14 protein-coding genes are annotated in these 21,897 nt (G+C 71.1%); 8 read left to right on the top strand and 6 right to left on the bottom strand.

Translation table 11 applies throughout. The features are described 5' to 3' along the window. Positions 1–25 precede the first annotated feature (25 nt). The 3 genes from ACIREO_RS25060 to ACIREO_RS25050 form a co-directional block, all read right to left on the bottom strand. Positions 26–2,317, bottom strand: coding sequence for an Ig-like domain-containing protein (locus ACIREO_RS25060; protein WP_404113964.1), 2,292 nt, complete (start codon positions 2,315–2,317; stop codon positions 26–28). Between the two features lie 101 nt (positions 2,318–2,418). Further along, entirely contained in the window at positions 2,419–3,645 is a 1,227-nt protein-coding gene (locus ACIREO_RS25055; RefSeq protein WP_404113962.1) for a hypothetical protein, read from the bottom strand. 10 nt (positions 3,646–3,655) lie between these two features. Continuing rightward, positions 3,656–5,173 carry a pectinesterase family protein gene (locus ACIREO_RS25050; RefSeq protein WP_404113960.1) on the bottom strand — a complete coding sequence of 506 codons (1,518 nt, stop codon included), beginning with the start codon at positions 5,171–5,173 and terminating at the stop codon, positions 3,656–3,658. A 472-nt stretch (positions 5,174–5,645) separates the two neighbouring features. Between ACIREO_RS25050 and ACIREO_RS25045 the strand changes: the two genes are divergently transcribed. Then, positions 5,646–6,377 carry a GntR family transcriptional regulator gene (locus ACIREO_RS25045; RefSeq protein WP_404113958.1) on the top strand — a complete coding sequence of 244 codons (732 nt, stop codon included), beginning with the start codon at positions 5,646–5,648 and terminating at the stop codon, positions 6,375–6,377. A gap of 8 nt (positions 6,378–6,385) precedes the next feature. After that, positions 6,386–8,317, top strand: a complete 1,932-nt coding sequence (locus tag ACIREO_RS25040; protein ID WP_404113956.1) for a glycoside hydrolase family 127 protein — start codon at positions 6,386–6,388, stop codon at positions 8,315–8,317. 7 nt (positions 8,318–8,324) lie between these two features. On the opposite strand, the gene ACIREO_RS25035 is transcribed toward ACIREO_RS25040, so the two are convergent. From ACIREO_RS25035 to ACIREO_RS25025, 3 genes are all read right to left on the bottom strand, one after another. Then, positions 8,325–10,754, bottom strand: coding sequence for a glycosyl hydrolase family 95 catalytic domain-containing protein (locus ACIREO_RS25035; RefSeq protein ID WP_404113954.1), 2,430 nt, complete (start codon positions 10,752–10,754; stop codon positions 8,325–8,327). A 60-nt stretch (positions 10,755–10,814) separates the two neighbouring features. Continuing rightward, positions 10,815–12,005 (bottom strand): carbohydrate ABC transporter substrate-binding protein, encoded by a 1,191-nt coding sequence (locus tag ACIREO_RS25030; protein ID WP_404114076.1) that lies wholly within the window; start codon positions 12,003–12,005, stop codon positions 10,815–10,817. A 147-nt stretch (positions 12,006–12,152) separates the two neighbouring features. After that, complete coding sequence (locus tag ACIREO_RS25025) at positions 12,153–14,033, bottom strand: right-handed parallel beta-helix repeat-containing protein (RefSeq protein WP_404113952.1); 1,881 nt, start codon at positions 14,031–14,033, stop codon at positions 12,153–12,155. Positions 14,034–14,621: 588 nt separating this feature from the next. Here ACIREO_RS25025 and ACIREO_RS25020 point away from each other — a divergent pair. From ACIREO_RS25020 to ACIREO_RS24995, 6 genes are all read left to right on the top strand, one after another. Next, a complete protein-coding gene (locus ACIREO_RS25020) occupies positions 14,622–15,776 on the top strand; it encodes an FCD domain-containing protein (RefSeq protein ID WP_404113950.1) in 1,155 nt (384 codons plus the stop codon). A gap of 43 nt (positions 15,777–15,819) precedes the next feature. Continuing rightward, on the top strand, positions 15,820–17,223 hold the full coding sequence (locus ACIREO_RS25015; protein ID WP_404113948.1) for a glycoside hydrolase family 28 protein: 1,404 nt from the start codon (positions 15,820–15,822) through the stop codon (positions 17,221–17,223). Between the two features lie 544 nt (positions 17,224–17,767). Then, positions 17,768–18,976 (top strand): mandelate racemase/muconate lactonizing enzyme family protein, encoded by a 1,209-nt coding sequence (locus tag ACIREO_RS25010; RefSeq protein WP_404113946.1) that lies wholly within the window; start codon positions 17,768–17,770, stop codon positions 18,974–18,976. Then, positions 18,973–19,992 (top strand): hydroxyacid dehydrogenase, encoded by a 1,020-nt coding sequence (locus tag ACIREO_RS25005; RefSeq protein ID WP_404113944.1) that lies wholly within the window; start codon positions 18,973–18,975, stop codon positions 19,990–19,992. The genes ACIREO_RS25010 and ACIREO_RS25005 overlap by 4 nt, the downstream gene beginning before the upstream one ends. A 5-nt stretch (positions 19,993–19,997) precedes the next feature. Beyond that, entirely contained in the window at positions 19,998–20,999 is a 1,002-nt protein-coding gene (locus ACIREO_RS25000) for an aldo/keto reductase (protein WP_404113943.1), read from the top strand. Further along, positions 20,996–21,880: an amidohydrolase family protein gene (locus ACIREO_RS24995; RefSeq protein ID WP_404113941.1), complete on the top strand. Its 885-nt coding sequence runs from the start codon at positions 20,996–20,998 to the stop codon at positions 21,878–21,880. Before ACIREO_RS25000 ends, ACIREO_RS24995 begins: the two co-directional genes overlap by 4 nt. The last annotated feature ends 17 nt before the right edge of the window (positions 21,881–21,897 follow it).

The following is a 21,897-nucleotide window of genomic DNA, read 5'->3' as shown; positions in this document are numbered from 1 at the left end:
CCGTGGACCGGCGGCCGTTGCGGGGTCAGTGGTTGATCTTCACCTGGCTGAACTCCGCCGTCACGTAGTGGGCGACGTCGTTCGCTTCCTTGTTGCCGTCCACGAACATCCCGGCATAGAGCTTGTCACCCATCGGGATCCGCTCGTAGCCGACGCGGGTCCACTGCAGGGAGTCCGGGGATATCTCCGAGGTGAACTCGTCGCCGCGCAGGGTGATACGCAGCCAGTACGGACCGTCGTCGAGCTTCTCGTCCTCTTCGTAGGGGTAGGTGCCGGCGCTCATCTCCGTGCCGTTCGCGTGGATGCGTTTCACGACGGCCTTGATGCCGCCCTTGGCCGAGTAGATGGCCAGGAGGTTGAAGGGCGAGTCGGCGGTGAGGTTCTCGCGGATCATGATGCCCGCGAGGACTTCCTCGTAGACGGCGCTGAGTGAGTCGAGCCGGGCGATGAGTTCCACGACCTCGTCGCCGGGCGCGTCGACGGTCTGGTGGACGAACAGGCCGGAGTCCTTGCGCCCCTTGAGTTTGCCCGAGCCACGCAGGGTGAACACCTTGCCGTTCAGGGCGGCCGCTCCCTCGATGGGCGCCTTGCCGATGTCCTTGGCGGTCCAGCTGCCCAGCGTGGTCACGCGGTTGACGTGTACGGGCACCAGGGTGGACGTCGTGGAGGTGCCCGTGCTGTCCGTGACTCGCGCGGTGAGATGGTGGGTGCCCTCGGGGGCGTTCTTCCAGACGGCCTCGTACGGGGCGGAGGCCGTCTCGCCGACCTTCTTGTCATCGGCGTGGAAGACCACCGAGGCGATGGTCGCGCCGTCCTGCGCCTTCACGTCGGCGCGCAGGGTGATGTCGTGGGTGCCGGCCGCGGAGGCGAGTACGGTGTCGGCGGCCGGCGCGGTCAGGGTGACCGCGGGGTTCGCCGCGCCGGTGGGACTCAGGGAGTTCAGGTACAGCTCCAGGTTGCTGTAGCCGGTGTCCGGGTCGATGGCGCCGCCGTCCGCGGGGTCGCTCTTCGCCAGTCCGTGCTTCTTCTCCCAGGCGTCAGGAATGCCGTCGTGGTCGCTGTCCCGGGGCGGCTCGGCCGAGGCGAGCGGGACGATCCCGCCGACCTCCCTCTGCGAGTTGATCATGCGTCCGGTGCCTTGGCGCACGTCATTGACGACACGTGCGTCGACGGCGTCGCGGCGCGGCAGGACCGCGCCGACTCCGGCCAGGACGGCCTGGTAGGCGTCCTTGGCCGACTGTGCCTCGATCGGGTCGGGGACGTCGAGCGGCTCCTTGCTCAGGGTGGCGCCGCCGACCGGGAAGACGACGCCGCGGGTGTTGTCCGCCGTGATGTCGGAGTGGCCCTCGATGACGTTGCCGCCGACGTGCCAGATGCCGCCGCGGTCGGGAGAGACGATGACCGGCGCGATGGCGGCGAGGGTGTTCGGGCCCGGCTTGTAGTAGTTGCCGACCATGTTGACGCCGTCGGCCCACTCGCCTCCGTAGCAGGAGGTGTAACCGTAGTTGTAGATGACGTTGTTGCGGTGGTCGGCCCGCTGGGGCACGTCCTCGACGAAGCTGAAGCGTGGATTGCGGCCACCCTGGTGGACCAGCAGGTTGTGGTGGTAGCTCGCGTTGTCGCCGCCCCACAGCCCGCCGTAGCCGTGCAGGCCCTTCTCGTGGACGGACATCGCCAGACCTTCGGCGATGATGCACCACTGCAGGGTGAAGTTCTCGTTGCCGTAGGCGGAGCAGACCTCGTCGACCGCCCAGCTGAAGGAGCAGTGGTCGACGATGACGTTGCGGCAGCTCTCCATGCCGAAGGTGTCGATGGGGGTACCGAGGGTGTCCGTACCCCGGAAGCGCAGGTGACGGATGATGATGTTCTCGACGTCCTTGGCCTTGGTCTCGTTGCCGACGACACAGATGCCGTCGCCGGGCGCGGTCTGTCCGGCGATGGTGAGGTTCGACCCGGTGATGTCCAGGCCGCCCTTGAGCTCGATGTTCCCCGAGACCCTGAAGACGATGGTGCGGTCGCTGCCCGACACGGCGTCGCGCAGGGACCCCGGCCCGGAGTCGGCGAGGGTGGTGACCTCGTGGACCGAGCCGCCACGTCCGCCGGTGGCGTACCGGCCGCCGCCCTCGGCTCCGGGGAAGGCCAGGACGCCGCCGGCGGCCTCGGCCGCCGCGGCGAGTTTTCCGGATGCCTGTGCCGAGGGGATCCGGAGCGCGGCGGTGCCGAGGATCACGCCCGCGCCGACGACGAAGGCACGCCGTCCCAGCGGTCTGTCCGTCCCGTCGCTCGTGCCGGTGGCGGTTCCGTTCAGTGGGTTCATGACGAGTCTCTCCTCAGGGGATCGAGGGGGTGTTCGGCGTGCCGGGAGACGGGGTCCGGTACGCCGTCGGAAGGGTGTGCGCGTCTCGGGTCCGTCGGGTCTCAGGGTTCGTCGGAGCAGTTCACGTCGAGGTCCCAGAGGATGACGTCGAGGGCGTGCGGGCTGATGGTGTGTTCGGCGTGCGTGGCGTCCTCCAGGAGCTCCCAGTGGCCGTTGCCGATGACCTCGATCCGCTGACGCACGACAGGCTCGTAACTGCGGTGCCCCACACCGTTGAAGCAGCAGGCGTCGAAGCGGTTGAGGATCTGCATCTGGCGGCGGTGGGGCCCGACCGACGCCAGCGCGTAGATGTCCGGGAAGTCACTGATGCCGTAGAACACCGGGTGCTTGTCCAGGCGTTGCTCCCAGTCGCCGGTGGTCGGGCTCGGCTTGGGCGGAGCGGAGCGCAGGAAGAACGGCAGTGATCCTGCGGTCGGGTAGCTGCGGGTGATGCGTGGGTCGAGCGCCGGATACACGGTGGTGGTCCAGCCGCCGCCGGACAGGCCGATCATCTGGAGGGAGGAGGGACGGTGGGTGCGGCTGACGTGGTTGACCGCGACGGTGAGCGGTTCCAGGAAGAACCGGAGGGTGGAGAACGTCGCGGACTCCCAGGGCCCCAGGTCGTTGTGGGACTCGGGGGTCACCATGGTGTCCGGGTCGGTGGGGCTGCGCAGTTGTCTCGGGTTCCAGTGGTAGAGCGGCATCGCGCACAGCAGCACGCCGTAGCCGGCGTCCACGAGTGCCTGAGCGGTGCGCTGCATGGTCTCGGGTGTCTCACCGTGACCGTTGTGGTAGAGGGCGAAGCGCCGGTGGCCGGCGGGACGGCGCGGCAGGAGGAGATACACCACGGACTTGAGGTCGTACGGGAGGGTCACGGTGAGTCTGTCGATGCGCCGCAGTCCTGTGAAGGCGGGCAGTTCGGGTGCGGCGACGCTTTGTTCGACCTCGGGCAGGGTGCCGGGCAGCCGGCCGTCGGCGGATTTCCACACTTCGGCGACGAGCTGGGCGCGGATGCGTTCCACGTCGGCCTCGGTGTGTACGGTCATCAGCTGCTCGACGTCGACCCCGACGACCTGCTGGGGCAGGGCCTTGTAGTCGATGCTGTGGGCGGCAGCCGCCTCCTGGTCGACGGGGGCGACCGGGCGCGGGCGGGCGGGGCGGGCGGTTCGGGCTTCCGGGGAGCCTTCCAGGGCGTACGCGTTCCCGCTCGCTCCGAAGTCTCCGAGCGCGGCGGTGGTCGCGGCGGCTCCGGCGGATCCCAGGAGCGCTCTGCGGCTGACGGTTGACATGACGGGCCCCTCAGTTGCCTCGGCTGTGGTCGGGTACGGCGGACGGGTTCCAGCCGTCCAGCAGGTGGGCCGGGTCGCGCCAGGTGCGCGCCTCGGCTTCGGACAGTTGCCGTGAGCAGGACAGCCGCTCGGAGGTGTCCACCGGTGCCCCGCTCAGGTCCTTGCTGCCGTACTCCCAGAAGCGCAGCTGCTGCCCCGTGGTGCAGTCGAACCCGGTCAGGCCCCAGCCCACGGGGGCCACGTGGGAATCCATGGTGGTGTCGATGAAGACGGCCTGGCTGGCGGGGAAGCGGCTGTCGATGCGGCTGAGCAGGACGCTGCCGTCGGCCACGGAGTCCGCGCGGGTGAGTCCGGTGTCGACGAAGACGGCGCCTGGCCCGTCCGGAGCGTTGCGGATCTGACTGATGTAGCCGAGGTCGAGCGCTTTGAGTTCGGAGTCCTGGACGAAGACGCCACCGGTCCCCCAGAGGAAGTCGACGTCCCCTTCGATGTAGGAGTCATGGACGTACGCGCGTCCCTGGATGCGCAGGCTGTCCTGGAAGCTGAGGACGCGTACCCCGTCGAGGACGATGCGGTCGCCGTTGCCCCGGAACGCCTCGGACTGCGATCCGCCCTCCGGCGTGAGGTTGTGGACGGTGATGTCCCGCATGCGGAAGTCGTCCGCGTCGACGCCGAACGCGGCGCGCCAGCAGTTGAACCGGTCGGGCTCCGGCAGCACCCGGCGCGGGCAGTAGCTCTGTTCGGGCGGCACGTCGGCCATCGCGGAGTCGCCGTTGAGCAGGCTGTTGTTGGGGTATCCGACGACGGTTCGGCCGGCCCCGGCACCGGTCACCCGCAGATGCTGCCGGTTCGGGCCGATGTAGACGATCTCCCGGTAGGTACCGGGTGCCACGTCGATACCGACTTCGTGGCGGTTCCCTTCCGGCACGAAGTCGACCGCGCCCTGCACGGTGCAGAAGTCACCGCCGCCACGCGCGTCCACGCGCAGGTTCCTTGTCCCGGGGCGGGGCCCCTCCGCTGTCCGGAACCGCCAGGTTCGGGAAGAGGTGATGCCCGGGTGGCCCTCGAAGAAGCCCGGGTCCACGGTGACGTAGTACTGCTGCCCGGGATCCAGGGGGCGGTGCAGCAGGACGGTGGCCGTGCGGCCGTCGACGACGACCGGCTCGTAGCTCCAGCGGTGGAGTTCGCCGTAGTCGGAGCGTGCGTCACCTATGTGGCGCTGGTACGTCGCGGGATCGGCGAGGTCGACGGTGTCGACGGCGCTGCCGTCGGGGCGGTGCACGGTCAGGCGTCCTTCGGTGCCGACCCTGGCGTCCGATCCGAACGTGAGGCGCAGGGGCGTGTCGGCGCAGACTGCCCGTGCGGTGCCGCTGGGTGCGACGGCCGCCGGTGCGGCGGCCCGGGTGGAGACGCTCCCGGCCACGGCGGGCGGGTTCACGACCACCGGGGCGAGCAGGACGGCGAGGACCGGACCGGCGCGCACCACCGGTCGCAGGCGGGTTACGAGCTGACGGAACTTCGATCGCATGAGAGCGGCTCCTCAGTCCGGCATACCTATGGCATGCCAGCGATGGAAGCACATGAGTCACGGGGTGAACACCCCTTGTACGGAGCGAACCCGGCTTCCCTCCGGGAGAGTTGTGACCGACGGGGTCAAGGCGGGCCCGTCGTCGCGCCGTCCCGGTCCGTGACCGGCCGGCGGACTGCCGGATGCCGTCCCGCCAGGTCCGCTCGGTGGGTCCACGTGGCGTCGACCGGTCCGCGGTCCGTCCCCGTATCCCCTTCGCATCGGGGCGAAACCGGCGCCGGCACGCGACGTTCCGGGGCCCGGCGGAAGAGCGGCCGGGCCCTCGTGGGCGCGGCCCCGCGCACGGCTGAGGGGAGTCGTTCTGCTCGACGGGCAGACACTTGGCCCACCAGTGGCATACCATGTGCTGAGTGCGCGTGGGACGGACGGTACGGTGACCCGGACAGCAGTCACGGAGTGCCAGGAGGACGGCATGACCCCACCGAAGGCGGTTTCGGCCCCGCGCGAACCGGCCACGTCGTCGATGACGAGCGTGGCTGAGGAGAGCTTGGAGACCCGGGCACGCAAAGCGCTTGTGGACTGGTTGACGAAGGAGCACCCCGCTCCTGGACAGCCCGTTCCCGTGCGGGAGTTCGCCAGGCGCCTGGGCATGAGCAGGACCCCGGTGCGCAGCGCGGTCGGTCGCCTCTACGAGCGCGGGCTGCTCGCCTATGACCCGGTGGCCGGCTTCACCGTCGCCATCCCCTCGCTCTCCAGCATCTACGAACTGTTCGAGCTGCGGCTGATGCTCGAATCGCACGCCCTGCGGCTCTTCGGGGATCGCACCGACCGCGAGCCGCCGGCCAGACTCCGCGAACTGGTGGACGAGGCCGACGTACTGGCCCGGGAGTCGGTGGAGGACCACACGCGCTACATCGACTTCCGGGAGAACGACAGCCGCTTCCACCGCGCCATGGTGGAACTGGGGGGACTCCCCCGGCTGCTGGAGCTCCACGACGACCTGCATCTCAGCATTCATGTGACCCGCACCGGTATGGAGGCACCCATCACCGCGTCCCGGCTGAACACCGCTGTCTCGGAACACCGTGCCGTGGTCGACGCGCTGGAACGCGGCGACCGGGCGGCGGCCAGGGATCTGCTGGAGGCCCACATCCTGCGGGTCCGCGACCAGACCATCGCCTTTCTCGCCCGGCCCACGATCTAGGGGAGACCATGTCGGGACCAGCGGTACCCACCCGCACCGCGCGCAGCGCGCACCGTCCGCCGCAGCTGGAGCACGCCGAGCTGACAGGCGGACTGTGGCGCCGATGGCGTGACGTCAACCGCACCGTCAGCCTGCCGTTGGCCCGGCAGTGGCTGGAGCGGGCGGGGAATCTGGACAACCTCCGTGTCGCGGCCGGTGAGGCCGACGGCGGGTACCGGGGCCCGGTCTACATGGACTCGGACGTGTACAAGGTCCTCGAGACCGCGGCCTGGGAGCTGGGGTCCGGCGAGGACCCCGCGTCCGCGGAGTTCGTCGACAGCACGGCCCGGCTGCTGGAGCGCGCCCAGCAGGACGACGGCTATCTCGACTCCCACTACCAGGTGGTGAATCCGGATGGCCGCTACACCCGGCTGGTCGACAGCCACGAGCTGTACTGCGCCGGTCATCTGATACAGGCGGCGGTGGCCGCCCACCGCTCCGGTGCGGACTCCCGGCTGCTCGGCGTGGCGCGCCGGGTCGCGGACCACCTCGCCGATGTGTTCCTGGGCGGCGACGGCCCCGGTCTGGACGGCCATCCCGAGATCGAGACCGCTCTGGTCGAGCTGTACCGGGTGACGGGCGAGGAGCGTCACCTCGCTCTGGCGTCCGCCTTCGTCGAGCGGCGTGGACGCGGCCTGGTCGGCACGCACAAGCACGGCAACCGGCACCGCCAGGACCATCTGCCGGTGCGTGAGGCTCCAGCCGTCACCGGCCACGCCGTGCGCGGGCTCTACCTGGAGGCCGGGATCGTCGACGTAGCGGCCGAGACCGGCGACGCCTCCCTTCTCGCCTCGTCCGAGCACCGCTGGCAGGACATGGTGGCCGCCAGGACCTCGCTGACCGGCGGGCTCGGCTCGCGCCAGGTGGGCGAGGTCTTCGGCGAACGGTACGAACTGCCGCCGGACCTCTCCTACAACGAGACCTGCGCGTCGGCCGCGAGCATCCAGTGGAGCTGGCGGCTGCTGCTCGCCACCGGCCGGGCCCGATACGCCGACCTGATCGAGCGCACCCTCTGCAACGCCTTCGCCGCGGCACGGTCCGACGACGGCCGGACGTACTACAAGGGCAATCCGCTGCAGCGGCGCGCCGACCACGCCGAGGCGGTGGGCGACCCCCGTTGCCGTGACGAGTGGTTCTTCTCCGCCTGCTGCCCGCCCGCCGTCACCCGCCTGGTCGCCTCGCTCGAGCACTACGCCGCGACCGTCTCCGAGCATGCCGGTGTGCCCACCTTCCATCTCCAGCAGTACGCGTCGATGGACCTGGCCTCTCCCTTCGCGGACGGCCGGCTGCGGCTGCGGGTCGAGACCGACTACCCCTGGCGCGGACAGGTCGGGATCACCGTCACCGAGGCGCCCGCAGGTCCGTGGGCGCTCGCCCTGCGCGTTCCGCCGTGGAGCGTGGCGACCAGGCTGGACACCCCGGACCGGAGGGACCTCGCGGTCACCGCGGACGAGGACGGATACGTCGTACTGCGCCGGTCGTGGCGGGCGGGTGACACCGTGGTGCTGCATCTGGACATGACCCCCCGGATGACGCTGCCGCACCCGCGCATCGACGCCGTGCGCGGGTGCGCAGCCGTGGAACGAGGCCCGCTGGTCTACTGCTTCGAGCAGACGGACCAGCAGGACGGAGTCGATGTGGACGATCTCGCCATCTCCCCGGACGCGGTGTTCGAGGAGGTCATGCATGACGACCTCGACGGTCTCGGCCCCACCGTGACACTGCGGACCCCTGCGGTGGCGGTCACCGGCGCCCACGAGGCGGGTCTCCCCTACCGCACCCGCTCCACCCCGGAGGCCACCGATTCCGTCCGGCCCGCGACCGCCACCGCGGTGCCCTACTTCCAGTGGGACAACCGCGGCGACGGCGCGATGCGGGTATGGATGCCGCTGCGCGGCTGACGGCCGGTCAGCCGCCCGTCCTCGAGGGGGTGAGCCGGTACCCGGCGCCCCGGCGGGTGTCGAAGGACACCACGCACTCCTCGGGGCGGGCGGCCACGGCGCCGGCGACCTCCACCGGGTGCGGGGTGCGGACGCGTACCGGGTTTCCGAGCAGGGACCGGATCTCCGCGTGCGTGATCCCGTCGGCGGTCCACGTGAGGTCGACCTCGAAACCGCCGCGGGCGCGCAGTCCGCGGAAGGACCCGGCCGGCCATGCGTCGGGCAGCGAGGGCAGCAGGGCGATCTCGTCGGCGTGGCTCTGCAGCAGCATCTCGGTGATGCCGGAGACCCCGCCGAAGTTGCCGTCGATCTGGAACGGCGGGTGCAGGTCGAAGAGGTTGGGGGCGGTGCGCGCCGGGGTGAGCAGGTCCGACAGGTGCTGGTAGGCGCGCGCCGGTTCCAGGAGCCTGGCCCACATGTTGATCTTCCAGGCGAGTGACCAGCCCTGCCCGGCCGTTCCCCGCAGTTCCAGACTCTTCACCGCCGCGGCGGCGAGTTCCGGGGTCCTGCGCGGGTCGATCTGCGCGCTGGGGAACACCCCGTACAGGTGGGACACATGGCGGCTCCGCACCAGGGCCGCCTCCTCCCAGTCCTCGAGCCACTCCTGGATCTGTCCGAGGTAGCCGATGCGTGTCGGTGCGAGCCGGTCACGCACCTCGGTGACCCGTTCGACGAGTCCGGCGTCCCGGCCCAGCACCTTCGCGGCCTGCCGGTACGCGTCGAACAGGTCCCGCAGGAGCTGCATGTCCATGGTGGGGCCGGCGCAGATGCTGACGCTCTCACCCTCGTCCTGGTGGTGGGTGACCTCGGGTGACTGCGAGGGGTTGGTGACGAGCCGGCCCGTCTTCGCGTCCACGACGAGTGTGTCGAGGAAGAACTCCACGGCGCCCTTGATCACCGGGTAGTTGCGGCTGAGCGCGCCGGTCTCGCCGGTGAAGCGGTAGTGGTCCCAGAGCATCACGCACAGCCAGGCGCCGCCGGTCGGCCACATGCCGTACTGCGCGGCGTCCACCGGTGCCGTTCCCCGCCAGCCGTCCGTGTTGTGGTGCAGCACCCAGCCCGGGGCGTCGTACATCGCCTTGGCTGTGCGGGTGCCGGACTCCGCCAGCTCGTGGACCATCTGCACGGCGGGGTCCCAGCACTCCGCCAGGTTGGCGGGGCCCGCGGGCCAGTAGTTCATCTCGAAGTTGATGTTGACGGTGTACTTGGATTCCCAGGCGGGGTTCAGGCTGTCGTTCCACAGGCCCTGGAGGTTGGCGGGCTGCCCGGGCGAGCGGGAGCAGGAAGCCAGCAGGTAGCGGCCGTACTGGAAGTAGAGGGCGGCCAGGTGCGGATCCTTGCCGTCGGCGAAGAGCGGGATGCGCTGGTCGGTGGGCAGTCCTGCCCGCTCGGAGGGGCCGAGGTCGATACCGACCCGTGAGTAGAGCCTGCGGTAGTCGTGCACGTGCCTGGCGCGCAGCTGCTCGAACCGCCGCTTCGCGGCCGGGGCGAGGTGGCGGCGGGCTCTGGCCTCCGGATCGGCGTCGGCGTCGAGGTAGTTGCGGTAACTGGTCGCCAGGGAGATCAGCAGGGTGACGGAGTCGGCGCCGTCCACGGTCAGCGCCCCCTGGTCGGTGCTGACCCGTCCGCCCTCGGCCTCGGCCCGCGCCAGGGCCCGGAAGCGCACGGAGCCGGGCAGGCCGAACCAGTCGCCGCTGACACCGTCGAGGGCGACGGTACGCGCGTCCACGGCGGATCCGGTGGCCCGCTGGGGCGTGGTGAAGCGGGCGGTGAAGCCGACGGAGCCCGGCGTGTCCGTGGTGATCCGTACGACGATGACCTGGTCGGGGGTGCTCGCGAAGACCTCGCGCACATGGCGTACGCCGCCGCGGGTGTAGCTGGTGCGGACGACCGCGGACTCCAGGTCGAGTTCACGTTCGTAGCCGGTGGTCTCCCCGGCACCGGTGAAGGCGAGTTCGAGGTCGCCGAGCACCTGGTAGGCGACCTGCTCGGAGGGGCTGCCGATGAACTTCGTGTCGATCAGTCTCTGCGCCTGGTTCCACTTCTCCTCCACCACCAGGCGGCGGATCTCGTCCAGGTGCTCCCCCGCGCCGGGCCGGACGTAGTCGTGCGGGCCGCCGGCCCACACGCTGTCCTCGTTGAGCTGGAGACGCTCGGTGTCCGTGCCGCCGAACACCATCGCGCCTATGCGGCCGTTGCCGACCGGCAGCGCCTCCAGCCACTCCGCCGCCGGGGCCTGGTACCAGAGCCGCATCGGGTGGGATCCGGTTCCGGTGGCCGTTTCCGTGACCGTGCCGGCCGTACCGGCCGCGGCCTGTGCGACGCCGGTGCTCAGCGCGGTCGCCGCGGCGGATGCTCCGGCAGCCGCCAGGATGTTTCGTCGGGACAGCTCAGACATGGTGTGCCTCCAGTTTCGTCGTGCGGGCAGGGGAGGCCGCCGCTGCGGCCCCCCGGGCGGTCATCGCCAGCTCCCCTCGCGGTACCAGGTGTCGAGGGCGTCGAGCAGTGTCCGGTGCGGGGTTCCTGCCGCCAGGCCGTCGCGCAGCAGTCGCGAAGCGCGCTCCTGGAAGGTGAGATAGCCGGGGCGGCGGGGGCGGAGCCATGCGCCCTCGACGGTGTCCAGGGTGTCGCGGCAGAAGTCCTGCCAGTGCCGGTCGCCGGTGCGGCCGGTCCACGCGGGCCGGGCGGCGGGCTGTCCTCCGGTCATCGGGAAGAGCTCCCCCTGCACCGGGTCGGACAGCAGGCGTCGCAGATGGTCACGGACGGCGTCGCGCGTCCCGGCGTCGCGTACCCGGGCGGCGGACACCGCGAGGCCGGCACCGCCCAGCACGCTGCCGGCCGGGCCGCCGGACCGCCAGCCGGGCGGACACGAGAAGGCCAGCGGGTACGCACCGGACCTGGTGTACGAGGCTTCGCCGTACACCAGGGGGCAGTAGGCGGGGCCGGCGCCGTGCGCCATGGCCCGCAGCACTCCGGCGGGGCCGGCGGTGCGCAGCGGGGGCGGTGTGCCGGCCCTCAGTCCGGCCATCATGTCGAGCGCGGCGAGGCCGGTCCCCCGGGAGACCACCGGCCCGGATTCCTCCCGCATGGGCTCCTCTCCCTGGGCGAGGCTCAGCGAGCACAGGGTGAGGAAGGCGTGCGGGCCGCCGAGGCAGAGTGCCACCGGGGCCCGCTGGGCCAGCGCGCGCACCTCCTCCCAGGAGCGGGGCGGGTGGCGGAGGTCGACCAGGTCCGGCCGCAGGGCGGCCACCTGTGCGGCCGCGTCCAGTGGCAGCGCCCAGGTCCGGCCGTCCAGCCGGTAGCTGTCGTAGCTCGCGCCGACCGACCGCCGCTGCCAGCGGCTCAGCTCCGCCGGGGCGAAGAGTGCCTCCATCGGCATCAGGCAGCCGGACTCCACGGCCGATCCGAGGCCCGGATGGGTGACGACGACGATGTCGTAGTCGGCCGTGTGACCGCTGACCGGCGTCGATTCGAGGGCGGCCACCGGCTTCCGTTCCCAGCGCAGCGGCAGGCCGACCGTCTCGCAGCCTGCCGGGAGTGAGGCGTCGAGCCTGGCGAGTTCCTCCAGAGGCGCGTAGACGCGTGGGTGGTCCCAGGCCAGTCCGCGCAGTTCGGCGGTGCCGGTGCGCACCGTGGCCGGGGTGGTCATCACGATCCGCCTCCTTCTCAGCTGGTCGTGCGGACCGGCGGGGGCGGCCGCGCAGCCGCCCCCACCGGGGGGACGGGGCCGTCCGGCCGGCGGGTTCCGGCGGCCGGACGGGCCCGTACTCTGTGGAGGTGTCAGGTCAGCGACCTGTCACTGGGTGTCGCCCTCGGGCAGCGGGTACGGGAAGGAGGCGGTGACGCCGATCTTGTCGTACTCCATCTTCGACGCGTCGTAGCCGTCCTCCCAGTTGGCGTTCTTGACGTCGTTGCACTGGTAGCTCTGGTACGACTGGTCGGTGGTCTTGCCGACCTCGATGTCCTCGAAGCTGAAGCCGCAGCCGCCGGCGTCCATGTGGATGCCTCGTGTGCCGCTGTCCGGCATGGACCCGTCCGGGATCACGTCGCCGATGACGACCTGCCGGACATGGTTGTCGATCTTGTGCGGTTCGAAGTTGCTGACGCCGTAGGTGTAGAAGGCGCCCATGTCCCCGCTGTCCAGGCCGGCTTCGTCGATACGCAGGTACTCGAAGGTGTTGTTGCGGGCGTAGTCGTCCTCGATGAGCACTTCCGGTCGTACTTCGAGGCTCACGCCGTAGCGGGCACTGTGCTTGACGTGGGTGTGGCTGACCGTGTTGTTCCCGGTGTTCTGCAGCTCGATGCCGGAGGCGTCACCGGGTACCAGCTCGCCGACGTGGGTGATGTAGTTGTTCGTCAGCAGATGGCCGTTGGAGGTGTTGCCCTCTCCCGGGTACGGGCCCTCGACCTTGATCCCGTCCGCGCCGATGTTCTCGAACAGGCTGTCGCGGACCGTGAGTCCGTCGTTGGCGAAGAGTGCGTAGACCGCGTGGTATCCGGTGTCGGAGATATGCATCCGGGACAGCGTGATGTCCTTGCTGTTGGTCACCGTGACGGCGCCGAAGCGGTTGCGCGGCATCTCGATCTGACGGTCGTACTCGGGGTACTTGCGGGGTTCGCCGGAGTCGCCGTCACTGATCCAGCCGTAGCGGTACCAGTCGACGAAGTCGGTGTACTGGAGGGAGAGCCCGTCGAGGGTGATGTTCTCCACGCGGCGGTCCGGGTCGGCGCCGGCCAGGTTGAACAGGGTCTTCACGGTGGGCCGCAGCACGGTGACGTCCTTGATGTCGCCGCGCGGCTTGTAGTAGACCTGTCCCTTCTTGAAGTCCATGTAGTACTCGCCCGCCTGGTCCAGGAAGTCCAGCGAGTTCTGCAGGAAGTAGCGGGATCCGCCGCGGGAGTTGATGAGCGCGTACCGGGTCCAGTACTTCAGCGTCATCTGGTTCTTCGCGGCGTTCCAGTCCCGGATCGGGACGGTGTCGGTGAACCAGCTCCAGCTGCCGCCCGACCAGACGACCGCCGATGCCTGGTCGAGGTTCCAGTTCGCGTCCCACTCACCGGGGTTGGAGTAGAGCCACTGGCGGACGGCTTCCTTCTCCGGCTCCTTGAGCACGGAGGTCAGGTAAGGAGCCCACTCGTCGTCGGACTTGCGGTTGGGGTAGCGGGCCGTGGTGGCACGCTTGCCGTCCTCGAAGAGGGTGTAGAAGGGCTGGTCCGTGCCTACGTCGGCGCGGTAGATGCCGTCCTTGTACTCCTCCCAGCCGGTGACGGGCGCGGCGCCCGTGACCCGGGCCTTGCCCGCGCCGTCGTAGGAGCGGTAGACGACCTCGTGGCCGCCGGCGCCCGAGTCGCGGTCGTCGAAGTCGATCGTCCTGCTCACCGGGTAGTCGCCGGCACGCAGGTTGACGTCGATGTCGCAGCGCATCCGGCCTGCGCGGTTGAGACCCTTGTCGCGGATGTGGTCGCGCGCGCCTTCGATCGTCTTGAAGGGGCGGCTCTTGGTGCCCTTGGCCTTGTCGTTCCCGTCGGGTGCGACGAAGAGTTCGGTGGCCTTGCAGTCGGCCGGCTTCGCGTTCGCGTCGGGGACGTTCAGTGTCGCGCCGCTGACCAGCAGGGCGCCGGCCGCGAGCAGCAGCGGGAGTCTTGTCCTTCGTCGTACGAAGGTGGTGATGGGCATGGAGCCTCCTTGCCACGTGCGATGTGTGGCTTCGTCGTTCGGCCGTGGACGCGTGGACGACATGTGAGGGCGCGGGCGGTTGCCGCACCGGGGCGTGCTCGTGCGGCGCGGTGACGGCGTATGAGCGCGTCGACGCGGCATCACGTTCGGCCTGTCGCCCGCGGTCTCCGGGGAGCGGGCACGCTCCGCCCGGGCCGCGGGTGCGTCACGGGTTCAGGGAAGGATGCGGCCGGGTTCACGCCGGCATGGCGGTGCCGTGGCGCGGGCCGTCATTGCCGGGGCCGCTGCCCCGTTCAGTGGTTCCAGATGTCCTGGGACGGGCTGGGGATGATGTTCCGGGAGCGGACGGACGGCGTGATACCGGCCCTTCGGGGCCTCACGTCTCCGGTCCGGCGTTCACACAGCGTTTCCTCCTCGGCGGGCGTCGCTGAACACGATCTAGTGGGTCACTGATCGAGCACGATAAGTAAGATGTTCGCGCCCGGGCGCCGTCAATACGTTGGCACGAACAATAAGTTGATGTGCCCGGGGCGGCATCGATCCGGCCCTCCGAGTCATAAATCCACACATCCACGGAGTGGCGACGCCATGACTGTTCCCGATCCGGCCGCGTTTCCCCAGCTCAGCGAGGGGGACCGGTCAGCCTTGTCGGACTACTCCCGTCAGCCGCCCGGGGCGCTCCGGCTGCGCAGCAGCATCGTCCTGGCCTGTGCCGAGGGGCTCACCAACGCGGAGGTGTCCCAGCGCCTCCAGGTCAGTCCCGCCACGGTGGCCAAGTGGCGGGCGCGATATCTGCGGCGCGGCATGGCCGGCCTGCACGACGCTCCCCGCTCGGGCCGACCGCGCAGCGTCACCCGGCGGGAGGCCGAGGCGCGCATCGCGGCCGTGGTCGAACAGGCCGGGAACGGCTCACCGGTGCCCTCGACCCGCTCCCTCTCGGACACCCTGGGGCTGTCGCAGTCCACGGTGGCCCGCATCTGGCGCGAGCAGGCGGCCGAGCTCTCCGGGCCGCCGGACCCGCGGAACCGCCCTCGGACCGGGCAGGACGGCGGGGACCCCGCGCCGGTCCCGCCGCGCATGCCGCGGCAGCTGCTCTCCGACCACGTGTACACGCTGCTGCGGGACTGGATCGTCGGCGGTGAACTCGTGCCGGGGCAGCGGCTCGTGGAGTCGGAGATCGCCCGCAGGGTCGGCACCAGCCAGGCTCCGCCCCGCGAGGCGATCAAGCGGCTGGCCTACGAGGGCCTGGTGATCTCCCAGCCGCACCGCGGCACGTATGTCGCCCGGATCTCCGAGCGGCAGGCCCAGGACGTCCGGGACATCCGGGTCATGTTCGAGGAGTACGTGGCCCGCCGTACGGCCGGTCACCTGGACGCCGAGCACACCCGGCTGCTGACCGAGGACGTGCAGCAGTTGCGCCGGGCCGCGGACAGGGGCGACATCGCGGCCTTCCGCAGCGGCGACATGTCCTTTCACCGCCATGTGTGCGAGGCTGCGCGCAACGACGCGCTGATCCGCCTGTGGCGCATGATCGAGTCCAGCATGTGGGATCTGCATGTGCTGGGCGACCCCCGCTACGTCGGCGGCTGGGGCGCGTTGGCCGAGCACCACGCGGAGCTTCTCGACGTTCTGCGCTCCGGCGACCCCGACGCCGCCGGGCCGATGTTCGCCGCCCATGCCGCGGGTGAGGTGGAGCGTTACCTCCCCGGTCCGGCCGGGCCCGGTGCCCCTTCCGGGCAGTGAAGCGACCGCGGACCACCAGCCCATCTCACCGAGGGACACTTCCGTGACTGATCCGGTACGCAGACAACTCCTCCGCCTCGGGACCCTGGCCGCCGCAGCGGCTCCGCTCGCCCGGGCCACGGGCACGGCGGCCGCCGCCGGGCGGGGACACTCCCGCTTCCCCGACGCATGGTTCCCCGTCACCGACCACGGTGCCGTCGGCGACGGCACCACCGACTGCACGGCCGCGGTCCGTTCGGCCGTGCGGGCCTGCCACGAAGCGGGCGGCGGGCACGTCCTGATACCGCCCGGCCGCTGGGCCACCGGTGCGATCCATCTGCTCAGTGGGGTCGATCTGCATGTCGCCGAAGGGGCGACGCTGCTGTTCAGCACCGATCCGGCCGCCTACCTGCCTGTGGTGCGGACCCGCTGGCAGGGCATCGAGGTGTACAACTACTCGCCGATGATCTACGCCTACGGGCAGCACGGCATCGCGGTCACCGGGCGGGGGGTGCTCGACGCGCAGGGCGACAACGCGCACTGGTGGCCATGGAAGGGCTCGGGCCAGTACGGGTGGGAGCCCGGAATGCCCGACGAGCGTGCGGACTGGGCGACTTTGGAGCAGTGGGGCACACAGGGCGTTCCGGTCACCGAGCGTGTTCTGGGCGAGGGCCACTACCTGCGTCCGAGCTTCATCCAGCCCTATGCCTGCACCGATGTCCTGATCGAGGGCGTCACACTGCGCAACTCCGCGTTCTGGAACATTCATCCGGTGCTGAGCCGTGACATCTCCGTCCGCGACGTCCGGATCGAGTGCGAGGGGCCGAACAGCGACGGCTGCGACCCCGACTCGTGCGAGAACGTCACCATCGAGCGCGTCACGTTCGCCACACACGACGACTGCATCGCGATCAAGTCCGGCCGCGACGAGGACGGCCGTCGGGTCGGCGTGCCGTCACGGCGCATCCGGATCCAGGACTGCGTGTACCTCAGCGGCGGGGCGGCGGTGGCGATCGGCAGCGAGATGAGCGGCGGGGTGTCGGACGTGATCGCCCGGCGGCTCCGCCTGCCGTTCGATCCTGACCTGGGAGAGGCCTCCGTCGCCTCGGTCCTGGTGGTCAAGTCCACCCCCACCCGGGGCGGTTATGTGCGGGACGTCCGAGTGACCGACGTCGACGCGCAGGCCTGGACGTATGTGCCGTTCGAGGTCACGTTCCAGTACGCCGGGGGCACGGGCGGGACGCTGCCGGCCGAGGTGTCCCGGCTGTCGGCGGCGCGCTGGTCGCTGGGCGGCCACTGCGAGTACCCGGTGCGCGTCCGCGCCCGTCCCGAGGCTCCGGTCAGCGACGTCCGTCTGGACCGGCTCGCCTTCGGCGATGCCGCGCAGGACATGCTGCTCCAGTCCGTCACGGATCTGTCGCTGCACCGCGTCACGGTCAACGGACGCCTCCAGGAAGGCCCGGTGTGACGGCCGGGCGCCGTCGTCGGGCATAACCCGAACTGCCGGCGCGGGACGGAGACGCCCACACGCACCGGACGGACGTCACCACGCGGCCCGTGTGCCCGGCAGAAGCCGGGGCGCGGGCCGCTCGCGTGCTCGGGCCCCGCGCGCGGCAGGGGCGCCCACCCGACGCCGTACCATCCGCAACACCGCCCCGACGTCGGGTTTCACACTTCCGGGCCGGCCCCTGACGCTGAAACCCGGTGTTAACAAGGGGCTTTCAGGTCGTCACTTGTATGATACGTTACGACTGTTGAGGGCGCGGTCCGGGAGACTCCCCGGCGGCGCACGACGCCGTTCCCGCCCCGACGAGGAACCACCCCGAAACAGCAGCAAGGTGCGGTCGTCGACCGCGAGCCACGTGTCCCGGCACCCTCCCCCACGGCCCGCGTCCACGACCCGCGTCCGAGGACGACCGGCGCCAGGGACGGGCCGGCCGCCTCGGTGGCACCCCGGAGGCGGAAGCGCCTCCGCCCGAGGGACGGCGAACGAGCACGCAGAGGGGGAGCAGTTGAAGATCACCGGATACCGGACCCTCCGGACGGTGCACCACTGGGGCCGCCCCGTCGGAGACGCCAACGGCGTCGTCGCGAGCGGCAGCACCGAAGTCCCGCTCCTGCTGGTCGAGACCGACTCAGGTCTCACCGGTGTGGGGCTGGGCGCCCACGCCGAGGCACACCGCATCTTCCCCGCCGTCGAGGGCCATGATCCGCGAGCCGTCACCGCGCTCTACGACCGCATGCTGGCCCACACGTTCAAGAGCGGCCACGGCGGCGCGGTCTTCGGCACCATCGGCGCCTTCGACATGGCGCTCTGGGACCTCAAGGCGAAAATGGCCGACGAGCCGCTGTGGCGCACACTCGGCGCCGCCGACCGCTTCGTGCCCGGTTACGCCTCCGGTCTCGACATCGCGCTCGGCGACGACGAACTGGTGGCCCTGTACGCCGGCTGGGCCGAACGCGGCTTCACCGGCGCCAAGATCAAGGGCGGTCTCGACACGGACCGCGACATCCGCCGGCTGCACGCGGTGGCTGACGTGCTGCGGGCCAACACCCGCTCCCCCGCCCTGATGCTCGACGTCAACGAGACCTGGGGCAGACACCAGGCGGTCCGGCTCCTGGCACGCATCGAGGAACACATCGAGATCGCCTGGATCGAGGAGCCGGTGCGCCGTTGGGACGTAGCGGGCAACCGGGCGGTGGCGCGGGCCGCCCGCACCGCCGTCGCGTCCGGCGAGAACCTGACCGGTCTCGAACAGTTCCGTCCCCTGCTGGCAGCGGACGCCGTCCAGGTGGTGCAGACCGGCAGCGTCTGGGGCATCACCCACTTCCTGCGGGTCGCCACCCTCGCGCACGGCCACGACCTGCCGGTGAGCCCGGTCGGATACGAGTGCAACCCGGTCGCACACGCCGCCGCCGCGGCCCCGAACCATCTCGTCACCGAGGTGCAGGACACCTCTTCCCCGGTGGGTCTCACCCTCGACCAGGTCGTCGCGGACGGCGGCATAGTCCTCGGCGACGCCCCCGGCCTCGGCATCTCGGTCGACGAAGCCGCACTCGCGCGGCTCGAGGCGACCGCCGCGTGGGGCCTGCCCGCCGGGCCCCACGTACGGCCGCCCGTCGCCGGTCTGCGCCTGGTCGCCGAATCCGGCACAGATGCCCGCCCCGACGCCGAACGTCTTCCCCGCGAAGGGCGCACAGAAAGGGAGACCGCCCCGTGACGCGACCACGCGCCGTCCTCGCCATGAACCCCGCGCGGCTGTCCCGGTCCCTCTTCGACGAGGCAGCCCTGGCCCGCCTCCGCCGTGTCGCCGACATCGACCCCGGTCTCGTCCTCACCGAGCTGGACTCGCAGCCGTCCCAAGACGCGCTGGCCGGGGCGGACATCCTCGTGGCCGGATGGAACGCACCCCTCGTCTCCTCCCGTCTGCCCTGCGCCTCCCGGCTGCGGGCCGTGGTCTACGCCGGCGGGGTCGCCGCGACCTGTCTGGCGGACCCGGAGGCGTTCGCCGCCCGCGGAGTGGTCGCCGCCAACGCCCGCGTCGCCAACTCCGTGCCGGTGGCCGAGTACGCGCTCGCCATGATCCTCCTCGCCGGCAAGCGGGTGCTGTCCGTGGGGCACGCGTACCGCCGGACCCGCAGCCTCCCCGACAACCTCGCCGTTCCCGCCGGGTCCGGCAACTACCGGCAGACCGTGGGCATCGTCGGCGCGTCCACCGTGGGCCGTGCCGTCCTGGCCCTGCTGCGCCCCTTCGACCTCGACCTGCTCCTTCACGACCCCACACTCACGACGGAAGAAGCCCTGGGCCTCGGTGCGCGGCCGGTGGAGCTCGACGAACTCATGAGGAGCAGTCAGGTGATCTCGCTGCACCAGCCCCTGACCCCGCAGACGCGCGGCCGGATCGACGCCGGACGACTCGCCCTGATGCGCGACGGGGCGACGCTGGTGAACACCGCGCGCGGCGCCGTCGTCGACCAGGCCGCCCTGACCGCGGAGCTGCGTACCGGCCGGATCGACGCCGTACTCGACGTCACCGATCCTGAGCCGCCCGCCGCCGACAGCGAACTGTGGACGCTCGGCAACGTGGTGCTGACCCCGCACATGGCCGGTTCCATGGGCGGTGAACTGCACCGCGTCGGCGACGCCGTCGCCGGTGAGGTGGAGCGGTTCGCCGCGGGCCTCCCGTTCGCCCACCCGGAGGACCTGGCGTTGTCCGCGCGTACGAGGGTCAGGTGAGTCCGATGCGTGACCGTACCTCCGCACGCACGCCCTCGCTGACCGAACTCGGTCTGGGTGCGGCCCAGTTGGGAAACCTTGCCCGAACGACGAGCGACGAGGACGCCCGCGGCGCCGTCGACGCGGCATGGGAGAGCGGCGTCCGCTACTTCGACACGGCTCCGCACTACGGTCTCGGGCTGTCGGAACGCCGCCTCGGCGCCGCGCTCGCGGGCCGGCCCCGCGACGAGTTCACCGTCTCCACCAAGGTGGGCCGGCTGCTGGAACCGAGCCCGGAGACGGCCCACCTCCAGGACGACGGCGGATTCGCGGTGCCGGCGGCGTTCCGCCGGAGCTGGGACTTCAGCCGTGACGGAATCCTGCGCTCGCTGGAGGGCAGCCTGGAGCGCCTCGGCCTCGACCGCGTCGACATCCTCTATCTGCACGATCCGGACGACCACTGGACGGCGGCCTCCACCACCGGCGTCGACACTCTCGTGGAACTCCGTGACCAGGGAGTGGTGAAGGCGGTGGGCGCCGGTATGAACCAGGCCGCGATGCTGACCGAGTTCGTGCGCAGGTGCGACATCGATGTCGTCATGGTGGCCGGCCGTCATACCCTCCTCGACCACTCCGCCCGGGACGCGCTCCTGCCGCTCGCCCAGGAGCGCGGGGTCGGTGTCGTCGCCGCCGCGGTCTACAACTCGGGGCTGCTCGCGGCCCCGCGCCCGCCGGCCGACGCCACCTACGACTACCAGCCCGCCTCCCGCGAACTCGCCGGCCGGGCCGCCTCGATCGCGGACGTCTGCGAACGCCACGGCACCAGCCTGCCGGAGGCCGCCATCGCCTGTCCCCTGCTGCATCCCGCGGTCACATCGGTGGTGCTCGGCGCGCGGAACGCCGGCCAGTCCCGGACCAACGCCGACCGGCTGGCGACGGCGGTGCCCGACGCGCTCTGGAGCGAACTGACGGCGCTCGGGCTGCTCCCGGACGTCACCTCGCCACGCACGGGAAGGGTGCGGTCATGACCGTCGTCGACGCGCACCAGCACGTCTGGGACCCCGAGCGCGCCCGCTACGACTGGCTCGGTCCGGAGATGGCACCTATCGACGGCGCGATGGGTTTCGAGGACGTCCGTCCGGCACTGGAGGCGGCCGGGGTCACCGCGACCGTGCTGGTCCAGGCCGCCGACAACGACGCGGACACCGATCACATGCTGGCGGCCGCGGCCGCGCATCCGGAGGTCGTCGGCGTCGTCGCCTGGGTTCCACTCGACGATCCCGACCGTGCCCGCGTCCGGCTCGCGGAGCTGGCCGGCGACCCGCACGTGGTGGGTGTGCGCGCCCTCGTCCACGAGATGCCGGACCCGGACTGGATACTCCGCCCGGAGGCACGCCGCGGCCTGGAGCTGGTCGCGGAGGCCGGGCTCACCTTCGACTTCGTCACATCGTCGCCGAGGGCTCTGGCCCAGGTACCGGAACTCGCCTCCCGTCACCCGGAACTGCGCCTGGTGATCGACCACCTCGGCAAACCGCCGGTCGGCGGCGGCAGGGAGGAGCACACCGCGTGGCGGAAGCTGATCGCCGCCGCCGCACACGACCCCCAGGTACACGCCAAGCTCTCCGGGCTCTACCCCGCCCAGGGCCCGCTCGACGCGTGGACGACCGGCCAGGTACGCCCGTTCGTCGAGGACGCCCTGGAGCTGTTCGGTCCGGACCGTCTGATGTACGGCGGTGACTGGCCGGTCTCGGTGCTCGCCGGAGGCTACGGGCGGTCCTGGGAGGCGTACGGGGAACTGCTCGCTCCCCTGGGCTCCGGCGGACGGGCGGCCGTGCTCGGCGGGACGGCGGCCCGCTTCTACCGCATCGACGCCACCCTGCTGGAAGCCGCACGCCACGCGGCTGTGTGAACCATCCCGGAAGGAAC

Source organism: Streptomyces sp. NPDC102441 (assembly GCF_044765585.1).
In the GTDB taxonomy this organism is placed as follows: Bacteria; Actinomycetota; Actinomycetes; order Streptomycetales; family Streptomycetaceae; genus Streptomyces.
The sequence above is the reverse complement of the archived record's forward strand: the minus strand, read 5'-3'. Positions and strand labels throughout refer to the sequence as shown.

Coding starts and splice junctions, on each gene's coding strand:
- ACIREO_RS25060 (WP_404113964.1), bottom strand. CDS start 2,317: ATGAACCCACTGAACGGAACCGCCACCGGCACGAGCGACGGGACGGAC.
- ACIREO_RS25055 (WP_404113962.1), bottom strand. CDS start 3,645: ATGTCAACCGTCAGCCGCAGAGCGCTCCTGGGATCCGCCGGAGCCGCC.
- ACIREO_RS25050 (WP_404113960.1), bottom strand. CDS start 5,173: ATGCGATCGAAGTTCCGTCAGCTCGTAACCCGCCTGCGACCGGTGGTG.
- ACIREO_RS25045 (WP_404113958.1), top strand. CDS start 5,646: ATGACCCCACCGAAGGCGGTTTCGGCCCCGCGCGAACCGGCCACGTCG.
- ACIREO_RS25040 (WP_404113956.1), top strand. CDS start 6,386: ATGTCGGGACCAGCGGTACCCACCCGCACCGCGCGCAGCGCGCACCGT.
- ACIREO_RS25035 (WP_404113954.1), bottom strand. CDS start 10,754: ATGTCTGAGCTGTCCCGACGAAACATCCTGGCGGCTGCCGGAGCATCC.
- ACIREO_RS25030 (WP_404114076.1), bottom strand. CDS start 12,005: ATGACCACCCCGGCCACGGTGCGCACCGGCACCGCCGAACTGCGCGGA.
- ACIREO_RS25025 (WP_404113952.1), bottom strand. CDS start 14,033: ATGCCCATCACCACCTTCGTACGACGAAGGACAAGACTCCCGCTGCTG.
- ACIREO_RS25020 (WP_404113950.1), top strand. CDS start 14,622: ATGACTGTTCCCGATCCGGCCGCGTTTCCCCAGCTCAGCGAGGGGGAC.
- ACIREO_RS25000 (WP_404113943.1), top strand. CDS start 19,998: ATGCGTGACCGTACCTCCGCACGCACGCCCTCGCTGACCGAACTCGGT.
- ACIREO_RS24995 (WP_404113941.1), top strand. CDS start 20,996: ATGACCGTCGTCGACGCGCACCAGCACGTCTGGGACCCCGAGCGCGCC.